Source organism: Telluribacter humicola (genome assembly GCF_017355935.1).
GTDB classification, from domain to species: Bacteria; Bacteroidota; Bacteroidia; order Cytophagales; family Spirosomataceae; genus Telluribacter; species Telluribacter humicola.
In genome coordinates this window covers 176,119-189,075 of the sequence record NZ_JAFIQT010000002.1, presented here as the reverse complement: position 1 = coordinate 189,075, position 12,957 = coordinate 176,119, and the positions used below count along the sequence as shown (strand labels likewise).

Genomic DNA, 12,957 nt, shown 5'->3' with positions numbered 1-12,957 from the left:
AATGAGTGATTAAGTGAATTAGAGATTATGCGGTCACTGCACGACGAATTAGAAAAGAAAACAGCAGGAGCTCCGCGTAAGGGTACACGGAGCTCCTGCTGTTCTGCCTAGTACATCGACATTCAGCACTCGAAAACCGACTTTCTGCCTCTACTATTCTGCCTGCATGGCACCGGCTACCTTCAGGTGAATCGCTACCTCCGGCAGGATGTAGTGTCCTTCGGCTTTGGGATCGGTAGCATAGTTCATTCCCCACCTGGTGCGATCCAGTTTGAACTTGGCTTCGGTCACCAGCTTCTGCCCATCCAGTTGGATCTTAGCCGGGAAGGTAATCGGGTTTGTCTTACCGAGCATAGTGAAGTCACCGGTCACGAGGTAGTTGGCTCCTGCCACCGCGGCAGTATCCTTTTTGTTGTACGGAGTTAACTTAGTGATGGTAAAGGTCGCCTCAGGGTGCAGGGCCATGTTAAAGAAATCAGGGCTCTTGAGGTGATCCAGCAACTGAGGTTTTACCGCGTCAGGCAAATTAAAGTTCTTGATCGAAGCAATGGGTATAATGAAGGTACCGCCTTTGATTTTGCCTCCTTCGGCTTCCAGGCCTTCACTCTTCACCGAAAACGATCCTTCGTTAAAAGTACCCGGCATAAAGCCTTTCCATTCTACAACGGAAGTCTCCTCGTTCAGCACGTACTGCTGCTTTTTGTTTAGTACTTCCTGATTAAAACTGCTCCAGAGAAATGATGCGACGATGGCGGAAATAAATACTATTTTCATGGCTATTTGATGGTTTTGATAGGTATAAAATTGATTTAAAAGATTGTATTCAGGTGTAGTACGTTATTCCAGATTCCCTTCCAGTTTGAGGTGGATATCTACTTCAGGATAGATGTAGTGCTCCGGAACGGATGGGTCAGTAGCGTAGTTCATCCCCCACTTGGTGCGGTCAATCTTGAAAATAGCTTCTGTTTTCAGCTTCTTGTTCTGGACGTCAATCCGGGCAGGGAAGCTGATGGTGTTGGTCTTGCCAATCATGCTGAAGTCTCCGGTCACCAGGTAGTTGGCTCCTGAGATGGCTCCTTCACCCGGGCTAGTCAGAGGTACCACACTCTTGATGGTAAAGGTAGCATTGGGGTGCAGCGCCATGTTGAAGAAGTCAGGGCTCTTAAGGTGATCCAGCAGTTGGGGTTTTACCGCATCGGGCAGGTTGAAGTTCTTGATCGAAGCGATGGGAATGACAAAGGTACCCTTCGTTACTTTTCCATCCGCTACTTCCAGATCCTCACTCTCCACCGCAAACGATCCGTTGTTGAAGGTGCCTGCATTGGAGCCTTTCCATTCGGCCACGGATACTTCTTTATTGAGCGAGTACTGTTCTACCTTAGTTACTTCATCGGGGTTACAGGCTAGTAGTAATAAGCTGGCGGCAAGGGCTGATAAAAATTGCTTTTTCATGGCTTGATGTTTGTTTTGGTTTGTGAAACTTTTTGACAAATCTCTCCCGAAAACCTCCCCGGGAAAAGGCCAATGGAACTGAATTGGTGATAGCTTCTACTGAATTGTTGAGAACAAGACTTAATCCGGCAAAAGCCTTATTAGAATACGTTAGTACCTTTGTCACTTGCTTCACAAAATCGACAAGTAGCTTTACAGCAGACACATACGCGTATTTGGAGTACTTCCTAATGGTACCCTGGGGCCGTGAGACAGATAGTCCCCGTACGTATACGTGTGAGCAGGTCCGGCTCTTACCTGATACTTTGCAAGTAGTGCTTTCATGGATTGTATTGACTTATCAGATGTTGAAATTTTCTGCAAAGGTGCAGCTATGCCGGCAGAGGTTGTTTAGGCTAAACGGAGGATGATTTAGGGAAAATGGAGTCTATCGTCAATTCAGTTCCAAAAAGTAACAGTACAGTAGGCTACCCATTGCCTTTCTGTCAGAAGTAATGAAATTTTACAACAGGATACGGGACCGCATACACCTCCCTATATACGCCCAGGATATGTCCAGATTAAAGCAAACACTGACCAGAAAAGTAACCACGCAGGATATATGGGTAGGCTTTCTCTGCCTTCCCTTCTACATCAACCTGATCTACCTGCTGTATGGCAGTAGGTACTATAAAGACCAGACTGTGTTCCTGTACGCCACCTTGATTGCTGTCATCACCTGGTTTATATCATGGAGAACACATATTGCGGTGGGGCATTATGTGCGGGTAGTCATGCAGGACGTACAGCAGACTTTTCTCCGGCTCATGATTTCCTGCGGTATCTATGTAATCCTGACGGGCTCCATCACCTGCCTCCTGACGTACATCCTGCACGTGACGGGGTATCTGGGGTTCCGGTTCAGCATTGATAGCTTTATACTAGCCCTGCTAACCGGACTCATTATCAACGTAGTAGCAACCAGCGTTTTTGAAGGATTTTATATCTTCCAGAACTGGCGCGACGCCCTTCTGCAGGCCGAGAATTTTAAACTGGAAGCCGAAAAGTTGAAGAAAGCCAACCTGCAGAGCCAACTGGATGGATTGAAAAGCCAGGTTAATCCGCACTTTTTGTTCAATAGCCTTAACTCACTTTCGGCCCTGATCAGTAAAAATCCGGACAAGGCGGAGGAGTTTCTGGATGAGATGAGCAAGGTATACCGGTACCTGCTCCGCACCAACGAGCAGGAACTGACTACCCTGTCTGCTGAGATCAAGTTTGCCAACTCCTACTTTCACATGCTCAAAACCCGCTACGGCGATGGTATTGCTATGGAAGTAGAAATAGGCAGAGAATATGATGACTACCTGCTACCTCCGCTTACCCTGCAATTGCTGCTGGAAAATGCGGTAAAGCATAACGTAATCCTGAAAGAAGATCCGCTGGTAATCACCATCCGGACGGATGCGAATGATAACCTGATCGTGAGCAATACCCTGTTCAAGAAAAGGCTGATGGTACATTCCAACAAAGTAGGATTGGCCAATATCTCGACCAAGTACCGTCTGCTCAATCAGCCGGATATTGTGATAGATGAAACCGAGAAAGAATTCATAGTAACGATCCCGCTTATTAAGAGCCTTAAGGAAAGGGAGGTCTCCGTATAGGGACACCCTGCATTAGTACATTTGAACAGATTCATTAAAGAAAACTATTAGCTAACGGCTAGTACCTTACCACTAAATGCTACCTACCCATGAACATACTAATCGTAGAGGACGAAGATCTAGCGGTTGAAAAGCTAAAGAAGACGCTGGAAAAAGTAGACGACAGCGCCCAGGTTATTGGAGTGACCGGCAGTATATCCTCCTCCATTGACTGGCTCAACAACAACCCCAATCCCGATCTGATCCTGATGGATATAGAACTGGCCGATGGTCAGAGCTTCGAGATTTTTGAACGCATCCGGGTGAAGAGTCCGGTGATATTCACTACTTCGTACGATGAATACGCTCTGCGTGCCTTCAAGGTCAATAGCATCGACTACCTGCTGAAGCCCGTTCAGACCGAAGATCTGGAGGCGGCGCTGGCTAAGTTTAAAGAATTCAAGGATAGCTTTACCCAGGCTCCGGAGCACCAGACTACCAACATCGAAAACCTGATCCGGGAGTTACAAAACCAGTTCCAGCCGAAGGAGTACCGCAAACGCTTCCTGGTCAAGCACGTTCAGAAACTGGTCTCGATCGAAGTAGAAACCATCTCCTACTTCTACAGCGAGGAACGTTTCAGCTTTTTCAAGACCTATGATGATAAGCAGTTCATCGTCGACTACAACATGGACGAGCTGGAAGACCTGCTCAACCCGGATGACTTCTTTCGGATCAGCCGGTCGTTTATTGTATCAGTCAAATCGGTGGATCAGATCAGTGACTACTTTGGCAACCGCCTGGCTCTGAACCTCAAACCCGCCATCAGCAAGGAAGTCATTGTGAGTAGGGAAAAAGTAGCGGCTTTTAAGAAGTGGTTGGGGAAGTAGTGGCCGGATACACAAGTAAAGCAAAGCCTCTTTTGCTTTTACTGGAGTAGTCTCATCCCTACTTTTCATCTATGAACTTAAAAAATCTGGTAGCCGGTCTGGGGGCTGCCTTACTACTGGTAGCTGGTATAACCCCTTCCGCGTGGGCTGCATCGGATCCCGACTCGCTCCTAACCGTACGTAAGACACCCGACTTCGAAGTGAACGGGCAGGGTACCCACGCCAACTGGGGCCGCACTGACTGGTTTAATCTGACAGCGCAGCGGGTGTCCGGCCCGAAGATGGCTACGCGCGCCAAGGTACTTTACTCCGAGAAGGGTATGTACTTCCTGATGGAATGCGAGGATCGGAAGCTGACAGCTACTCTCACGGAAGACTTTGCCGACCTGTACAAGGAGGACGTGGTAGAGGTATTCCTCTGGACGGACCAGTCGGTACCCGTGTACCTGGAGTACGAACTATCGCCGCTCAACTACGAGCTGCTCATCATGGTACCCAACCTCAAAGGCAAGTTTTTTGGCTGGCGGCCCTGGCACTACGAAGGTGACTATAAGGTACGACACGCAACCAGCGTGAAGGGAGGCGACAAACAATCAGGAGCCAAGATCACCAGCTGGACCGCCGAGTTTTTTATTCCCTTTGGTGTGATGCGCCCTATTGTACAGGCTCCTCCTACCTCGGGGACCCGCTGGCGGGGCAACCTGTACCGCATCGACTACGACGGGGGCATGTCTACCTGGACCTGGCAACGGACCCGCACCAACTTCCACGACTACCAGAGCTATGGTACGCTGGTGTTTGAGTAGAAGCCCGTCTGATAATCTCTTACCTACCATAAAACCGGCCCATCAATGAAAAAGAATCTCCTCCTTACCCTTTGGCTAGGACTTTGTATCCTGCTAATGGCTGCCCTGCCCGCAGCATTTACTCCAGATATAGTACCCGATGAGCCTTCCGCCCCGGTAAAAAGGTACCTGTACGTAGCCACTCCCGGTGTCAGGAACTACCTGGAGTACGGAGGGCACGGGCTGCTGGTATATGATATAGACAACAACTACCGGTTGGTTAAACGCATACCTACGGCCGGATTGAATGATAAAGGACAGCCCAGCAATGTGAAGGGTGTTGGCGTGAGTCTGGCTACTAACTGCATATATATTACTACCCTGGAAGCGCTGCAGTGCATTGACCTTACCACTGAAAAACTCCTATGGGAGAAGAAATACGAGGGCGGTTGTGACCGGCTAGCCATTTCGCCCGATGGCAAAACCATCTACCTGCCTTCGCTGGAGAAAGAACACTGGAACATTGTTGATGCTAAAACCGGCGATGTAATCAAGAGGTTGGAAACTAACTCTGGCGCCCACAATACCCTGTACGGACCGGACAATACAAAGGCTTATCTGGCTGGCCTGCGTACGCCTACCCTGGGTGTTGCCGATACCCGTACTCACACTGTCACCAAACAGGTGGGTCCATTCAGCGCTGCCATCCGGCCCTTTACCATCAACGGTAGCCAGACCCTCTGCTTTGTCAACGTTAATAATCTGCTGGGTTTTGAGGTAGGCGATATGGTGAGCGGGCAGAAGTTGCATCAGGTGGTAGTACAGGGTTTTGAGAAAGGACCGGTGAAGCGTCACGGCTGCCCCAGCCACGGCATTGGCCTTACTCCTGACGAGAAGGAAGTATGGGTGGCGGACGCCTATAACCAGCGGATGCACATTTTTGATGCGACAGTTATGCCGCCCAAACAGGTACACAGCGTGGTCCTTCGTGATCAGCCCGGCTGGATTACGTTTAGTCTGGATGGAAAACATGCGTTCCCATCTACGGGTGAAATTATTGAAATAAATACCCATAAAATCATTACTGCTCTACAGGATGAAAAAGGAGCTCCGGTGCAAAGCGAGAAAATGGTAGAGATTCATTTTAGTAACAGCAAGCCAGTAAGAGCCGGTGATCAGTTCGGGATCGGGCGTGTGACCAAATAATTGATTTATAGCAGGTTTATCTAATCAGCTAATTTCAGCTTATCCCGGAATAATTCCCCCTGTTTAGCTGATCTTAAGATACTAGTATGGTTACAAACAGAAAAATGTAAGGGTAAAAGGCCTCAGGAAAGTCTAATTATAAATTACATTTGCCATTCCTAATCTAAACCCTACCAAAAATTTTGATGACTACTACAATTCAATCAGATCGTTCTGCTGCCTCTCATTTATTAAGTGCGCCTGTGATTGTAGCCGCGCTGGGCTATTTTGTTGACATTTATGATCTCCTGCTCTTTGGTATTGTCCGCCTGCCCAGTCTGATTTCGCTGGGGCTATCGGAAGAAGCCGTTTCTTCGGTAGGAGCCAGTATTCTTAACTGGCAGATGACGGGTCTGCTACTTGGAGGTATCCTGTGGGGTGTATTAGGCGACAAAAAAGGCAGGCTATCGGTCCTCTTTGGCTCTATCATTACCTACTCCCTGGCCAATATTGCCTGCGGATTTGTGCAGGACCCGACAACATATAAAGTACTTCGTTTCATAGCCGGTGTAGGTCTGGCTGGCGAATTGGGAGCCGGTATCACACTGGTATCCGAAATCCTGCCGAAAGAGCTGCGGGCTATCGGTACTTCACTGGTTGCGGGTATAGGCCTGCTGGGAGCGGTAGTTGGTTACTTTACCGTTGAATTCTTTGACTGGCGCAATGCCTATTTTATCGGAGGTGGTCTGGGTATAGCCCTGCTGCTTCTCCGCATTGGCGTATTTGAGTCAGGTATTTTTGAACATGTAAAAGGACAGAAACACGTGGAGAAGGGTAACTTCTTTGCACTATTTACCAACCGGGAGCGTCTGATCAGGTACCTCAAGTGCATTGGTATGGGATTACCTACCTGGTTTGTAATCGGTATTCTGGCTACGTTCAGCAACGAATTCGGCAAAGCTCTTGGCATCGCCGAAGCTATCAAGCCGGGCCTTGCCATTATGTGGTGCTACGTAGGTCTTTCGGCCGGTGATTTTCTGAGTGGTTTTCTGAGTCACTGGCTCAAGTCACGCAAGAAAGCGGTCTTTATACTAATGCTCTTTACGGCTTTCTGCAGTGTAGGCTTCCTGTACGCGGGTATTAATACCGCCGCTCAACTGTATACCGTTTCTGCATTACTGGGCTTTGGTATTGGCTACTGGGCTATGTTCGTAACCATTGGAGCCGAGCAGTTTGGTACTAACCTGCGGGCCACAGCCGCTACTACTGTACCCAACATGGTACGTGGTACTGTCGTACTGATGACAACGCTTTACGCTTCTTTCAAGGGTACTTTCTCTATTATTGATTCAGGCGCTCTGGTAGGTCTAATTTGCTTTGCCATCGGGTTTTACTGCATCCTGACCATCCCCGAAACGCACGGACGCGATCTGGATTTTATTGAGGAATAAAGGTACCTTCAAACTTCGGGCACCTAGCCAAAGGCCACTTGTGTTTTATCAGGTGGCCTTTTTTCATGCTCCTCCTGCGATTTATGACGATAAATAACCAACACTAAAAATATTTTAAGAAAAAATAGGATTAAAGTTCAGCTTTATCTGCATTAGTATATAGAATCAGGGAGTGATTCTTTCAAAGCCCGGTAAGTACTTCAATAAAAGCGTTGACTACTGTGATACCAAAACAACCAACCAGTGTACTTTGGAACGCCTTTCGTGAGGGTGATCAGGACGCTTTTCAGCAGATATACCGGCTATACGCCAAAGAGTTGCTGAGCTATGGCTATAAGGTAACAGGCAACGTACAACTCATTGAGGACAGTATTCACGACTTATTTATTGAGCTATGGCAAAGCCGGGCCCAACTGAGCGAAACCGACTCGATAAAGTTTTACCTGTTTCGATCCCTTCGTAACAAGATTGTCCGGGCGCAAAGCCAGGATGTGTTGTACAAGGCGGCAGATGTAGAGCGGGTTGGAGAAAACCACGATGAGTTTTCCATTGAAAAGCACCTGATTGAACTGGAGGGACAGGAACAGCTACTCCGACAACTCCGAAAAAGCTATGAGCAACTGAGCCCCCGTCAAAAGCAGGCGCTCGACCTCCGGTTTTCCCAGCATTTCAGCAATGAAGAAATAGCCCAGATCATGGGGATCAACTACCAGTCGGCCTGTAAGTTTATTTATTCAGGTCTGAAAGTCCTACGCGAAACGGTGCGCATTTTCTGTTTGAGCCTGATTGCCTTTGGCAGCGATCTGCTTTAAAAACCAAACTATACTGATACCTAACATAGCATCCGGTATATATCCATGACCGTTACCTGTTCCCAAATATGAATTACTATCAATATAGCGCCGAAGATTTTGCCGCCGACGATGACTTCAAGGAGTGGGTGCTGGTACCTACCCCTGAAACAGACGCCTACTGGCGGAGCTTTCTGGCGGAGTATCCCGAGCGCTTTTATCAGATTGAAGAAGCCAAACGACTGGTACTGGGATTGAGCCATATCCAGAAGGAGCCGGTTACGGACTGGCAGGTGGAGCGGATATGGTCCCGCATCGAGAATACAGTTACCAGCAGCCAAACGACCACTCCACAGCGATGGCTATCGTGGGGTGCGGGTTGGAAAGTAGCCGCTGCCATTGTCGTTATGGCCGGTGTAGCCTGGCTTGCGCAGCCCCGTTTTCTGAGGGGTAATCTGGTAGTATCTGTATCAGGCATTGCAAGTACCCCCGAATGGACAGAAGCCGTTAATGAGAATGACAAGACCATGCTCATTCAGCTTTCTGACGGCAGTACCATTCAATTGGAAAAGAACAGCCGACTCAACTACCCGAAAGAATTTGCAGAGAACAACCGCGAAGTATACCTGACAGGTGCCGCTTTTTTTGACATCCACAAAAATCCGGAAAAACCGTTTCTGGTTTATTCTAATGGCCTTGTTACTAAAGTACTGGGTACCAGCTTTTATGTACAGGCCCATACCGAATCGCCGGATGTAACGGTTTCGGTAAGGACGGGACGCGTATCCGTTTATGCCGATAAGCCCAGCCCTACCCAGGACCCCGAGTCCAAAGGTGTGGTACTTACCCCCAATCAACGAGCTGTTTACCAACGAAGTGAATCTACGATCAGTAAGGTACTGGTGGATGCTCCCGTACTGCTGATTCCGAAAAAGCAGGTAAACCTGTTTGCCTTTGAGGCGACTCCGGCCGGTCAGGTATTCGCTGCCCTGGAAAAAGCCTACGGTATTGAAGTTGTATACGACGAAGAACTTTTGAAAAACTGCTCCCTTACCATTAATCTTTCCGAAGAGAACCTATTTCAAAAGCTGGAAGTAATCTGTAAGGTACTGGGGGCGCAGTACAAGCTCATAGACGGGCAGGTTATTATATACAGCAAAGGCTGCGACTAAACAGACAGTACCTCTACCAGCCTATTACTCCTGAATCAAGGGTAACTAACCACTAAACCCTAAACTCCAAATACCCATGAAACTACGACTATTCCTGCCCTGAAAACAAAAACACCGGTAGTGTTGCGAGCGCTACCGGTGCGGTTTTCCCTTTTTGATTTTTCCGATCATGCGACGTCTGTTTCCAGATGTACAGGGAAGTGTTTTTGCTCATTTTATCACAAAAACAACTAAAACTAATGAAAAAACCACTACGTTTCAAACTACTCTTTTATCACCTCATGAAAATATCACTGATACAATGCCTTCTGGCGGTGATTTTTGCGGGTGCGTCCCTGGCGCGTGAAGCCTCCGCCCAGGAGCTGCTGCAGATGCGGGTAAATTTGAAAATAGAAAACCAGGAGGTCCGCCAGGTACTGACGGCCATTGAAAAACAGACTAAAGTCAGGTTTGCCTACCGGCCTAAGCTTATACCGGTCAATCAGCGGATTACTATTAGCAGTACCAACGAATCACTGGCCGATGTACTGGATAAGATTATCCGACCGCTGCAGCTCCAATATGAGGTAGTAGGCCAGCAGATTATCCTGAGTCCCCGACCCGAATCTACCTCTTCTTCCTCCGTCAATATGCTCCAGCGATCGGTTACGGTACCAGCCGACCGCCGGATAACGGGCCGGGTCACCGACGAAACAAACAACGGACTACCGGGGGTTAGTGTGATCGTAAAGGGGACCACCCGCGGTACGACCACCAACGTAAACGGAGAGTTTGACCTGAGTGTGCCCGAGAATAGTCCGGTACTGGTCATTAGTTTTGTTGGCTATATGACGCAGGAGGTGGCAGTAGGTAGTCAATCCCAGATTACAGTAGCCCTGAAAGTAGATACCAAATCGCTGGATGAAGTAGTGGTAGTGGGCTATGGTACAGTCCGAAAAAGCGATCTGACAGGATCGGTAGTCCAGGTGAAGGCCAAAGAAATTAATGCGTTCCCGGCGGCCAATCCATTACAGGCCCTTTCGGGTCGGGCGGCGGGGGTACAGGTGATCCAGAATACGGGCGCGCCCGGCGGAGCCATGAGTGTACGTATCCGGGGTACCAATTCCATCCAGGGAGGCAACGAGCCTCTTTACGTCGTAGATGGCTTTCCCATCGCCGGCAGCAATCCGACGGTATTAAATAATGCGGACATTGAAAGCATTGAGGTACTTAAAGATGCTTCGGCTACTGCCATCTACGGCTCACGGGGTGCCAACGGGGTGGTCATTATTACAACTAAAAAAGGGAATGCCGGCACGACCAGAGTTGACTTTGAAACCAGCTACAGTATGCAGACGCTCCGCAAAAAGCTGGACCTGATGAACGGCCGGGAGTACGCTATTTTTTATAACCAGCAGGCGGCCAATGATGGCTTAGCGCCCTATTTTACCCAGGACCAGATCAATGGGTTCGGCGAGGGATTTGACTGGCAGGACCTGGTCTTCCAGCGGGCACCCATGAAAACTGTGGCGCTGAACATCAGTGGAGGTACCGACAAAACCCAGTACTCCATTTCGGGTAGCTACTTTGGGCAGGATGGTATCATTAAAGGCAGTGACTATAACCGCTATTCCATACGGACCAATATCAACCACCGCATCAGTAATAAATTCAGCCTTACTTTCTCCAACACGCTATCCCGTTTGAAAACCGACCGGCGGGACAGCGAAGGTGGGTCACGCGGAAACTCTATGATATCGGCCGCAATCTCAGCGCCTCCTACGCTCACCCCTTACAACGAAGACGGCAGCTACCGGACGCTCGCCATTGCCTATCCATTCGTAGCCACTGATCTGATCAATCCGCTGAATTTCATTAATGAGCAGACCAACCAGGTCAATGCTAACCGGGTACTTACCAACGCGGCTTTTCTATTCAACCCCATTCCTGAGATTACAATAAAAATATCAGGAGGTATAGAAAACACCGACGAGCGAAATGATATCTATACCACCCGAAAATTCTTTAATTCGCCGGGTCGCGCCAGTATCAGCACTACGCAGTCAACGAGTCTGCTCAACGAAAATACCATCAGCTATAATAAAACCTTCAACCAGCTACATAGCTTTTCAGCCGTAGCCGGTTTTACGTACCAAGACTTTGTCAACAAGTTTCTGTCAGGCAGCGGCAGTGGATTTTTAAGTGATATCACCGAAACCCACAGCCTCGGCTCGGCCATTACCCCGGGTATTCCTGCCTCGGGCTATTCCAAATCAGTCCTGCTCTCTTACCTGGCCCGAGTCAACTATATCTACAACGACAAGTACCTGCTCACCGCCAGCATCCGGCGGGACGGTTCCTCGCGGTACAGTGAGGGCAACAAGTGGGGGTACTTTCCGTCGGGAGCCATAGCCTGGAAAATATCAAATGAAGACTTCCTGAAAAATAACGGCAGTATTTCTGAGTTAAAACTACGAGCCAGCTGGGGATTGACCGGTAGCCAGGCAATTAGTCCCTACGCTACACTGAATGAACTGTTTACGGGGCGTACAGTATTTGACGATGCTCAGTTTACTACTTTCGCTCCAGGAACTCGTTTGCCGGGCAACCTGAAATGGGAAACTACCGAGCAAAAGGACGTGGGTATCGACCTTGGGCTCCTGAACAACCGCCTGTTTATAACCGCTGACTACTACATTAAAAATACCCGCGACCTGCTCAATACGGTCACACTTCCCTCTTCGCTGGGCTTTACGTCCACTATTCAGAACGTTGGCGAAATCCAGAATAAAGGTTTTGAGCTAGGAGTAGACGGCCGCCTGTTTACTGGTGATTTTAAGTGGAACCTCAACGCCAACATTTCTCTGAACCGGAATAAGGTGGTAACTCTGTACGGAGGAGATGATATTCTGGGGGGTAATGTCAGTGTGGTAGTGATCAATGACGTGACTAATATCCTGCGCGAAGGCCAGCCGTTGGGTCGTTTCTGGGGGTACCTGGAAGACGGCTACAACGAACAGGGCCGTATTAAGTACCAGGACCTGGATGGCAACGGAGTTATTAACCAAAATGACAAGACGTACATCGGCGATCCTAATCCAGACTTTATTTACGGACTTAACTCGTCCATGTCCTACCGGAACTTTGATCTGTCGCTGTTCTTCCAGGGCGTGCAGGGCAACGACCTGTTCAATGTCAGCTCAATTGTCAATACCATTGACCACGGCTTCGGTCTTAACATGACGCGGGACGTATACCTGAACAGCTGGACTACGGCAAATCCTAACGCGAAGTACCCGGTTGTAAGCCGGACTACCAACTCCCGGGTATCCAACCGCTTTATTGAAGATGGCTCCTATACGCGCCTCCGGAACATACAGCTGGCCTATAACTTTCCGGTAGAAAGCTGGGGCATCAGCTGGATGCGGAACCTGCAGCTCTACGCCAGCGGTCAGAATCTGCTTACGTTCACTAAGTACTCGTGGTGGGACCCGGAAGTTAACTCCCGCGGAGGCGCTAATTCCTCCATGCAGGGGATTGACCATAACAGCTATCCGACTGCGAAGTCTGTCACCGTCGGAGCCCGGATTGGTTTCTGATTCGTATCCGCAAATTAAGTCTAACAAG

At 48.8% G+C, this 12,957-nt stretch carries 11 protein-coding genes; 8 read left to right on the top strand and 3 right to left on the bottom strand.

Annotation, left to right across the window (positions count from 1 at the left end):
• Nucleotides 1–153: 153 nt before the first annotated feature.
• From JUB14_RS11705 to JUB14_RS27890, 3 genes are all read right to left on the bottom strand, one after another.
• The gene (locus JUB14_RS11705; RefSeq protein WP_207506230.1) at nt 154–774 is read right to left on the bottom strand and encodes a YceI family protein; all 621 of its coding nucleotides are present in this window, start codon (nt 772–774) and stop codon (nt 154–156) included.
• A gap of 63 nt (nt 775–837) precedes the next feature.
• On the bottom strand, nt 838–1,452 hold the full coding sequence (locus JUB14_RS11700; protein WP_207506228.1) for a YceI family protein: 615 nt from the start codon (nt 1,450–1,452) through the stop codon (nt 838–840).
• Between the two features lie 192 nt (nt 1,453–1,644).
• Nucleotides 1,645–1,776, bottom strand: coding sequence for a hypothetical protein (locus tag JUB14_RS27890; RefSeq protein ID WP_262897605.1), 132 nt, complete (start codon nt 1,774–1,776; stop codon nt 1,645–1,647).
• 170 nt (nt 1,777–1,946) lie between these two features.
• Between JUB14_RS27890 and JUB14_RS11695 the strand changes: the two genes are divergently transcribed.
• From JUB14_RS11695 to JUB14_RS11660, 8 genes are all read left to right on the top strand, one after another.
• The gene (locus JUB14_RS11695; protein ID WP_207506226.1) at nt 1,947–3,098 is read left to right on the top strand and encodes a sensor histidine kinase; all 1,152 of its coding nucleotides are present in this window, start codon (nt 1,947–1,949) and stop codon (nt 3,096–3,098) included.
• Between the two features lie 89 nt (nt 3,099–3,187).
• Nucleotides 3,188–3,967, top strand: coding sequence for a LytR/AlgR family response regulator transcription factor (locus JUB14_RS11690; RefSeq protein WP_207506224.1), 780 nt, complete (start codon nt 3,188–3,190; stop codon nt 3,965–3,967).
• Between the two features lie 71 nt (nt 3,968–4,038).
• A complete protein-coding gene (locus JUB14_RS11685; RefSeq protein WP_207506223.1) occupies nt 4,039–4,773 on the top strand; it encodes a carbohydrate-binding family 9-like protein in 735 nt (244 codons plus the stop codon).
• 45 nt (nt 4,774–4,818) lie between these two features.
• Nucleotides 4,819–5,958: a YncE family protein gene (locus tag JUB14_RS11680; RefSeq protein WP_207506221.1), complete on the top strand. Its 1,140-nt coding sequence runs from the start codon at nt 4,819–4,821 to the stop codon at nt 5,956–5,958.
• A 185-nt stretch (nt 5,959–6,143) separates the two neighbouring features.
• The gene (locus JUB14_RS11675; protein WP_207506219.1) at nt 6,144–7,388 is read left to right on the top strand and encodes an MFS transporter; all 1,245 of its coding nucleotides are present in this window, start codon (nt 6,144–6,146) and stop codon (nt 7,386–7,388) included.
• Between the two features lie 221 nt (nt 7,389–7,609).
• Entirely contained in the window at nt 7,610–8,200 is a 591-nt protein-coding gene (locus JUB14_RS11670; RefSeq protein WP_207506217.1) for an RNA polymerase sigma factor, read from the top strand.
• A 68-nt stretch (nt 8,201–8,268) separates the two neighbouring features.
• The gene (locus tag JUB14_RS11665) at nt 8,269–9,351 is read left to right on the top strand and encodes a FecR family protein (RefSeq protein ID WP_207506216.1); all 1,083 of its coding nucleotides are present in this window, start codon (nt 8,269–8,271) and stop codon (nt 9,349–9,351) included.
• 239 nt (nt 9,352–9,590) lie between these two features.
• Nucleotides 9,591–12,929 carry a TonB-dependent receptor gene (locus tag JUB14_RS11660; protein WP_229367765.1) on the top strand — a complete coding sequence of 1,113 codons (3,339 nt, stop codon included), beginning with the start codon at nt 9,591–9,593 and terminating at the stop codon, nt 12,927–12,929.
• Nucleotides 12,930–12,957 lie beyond the last annotated feature (28 nt).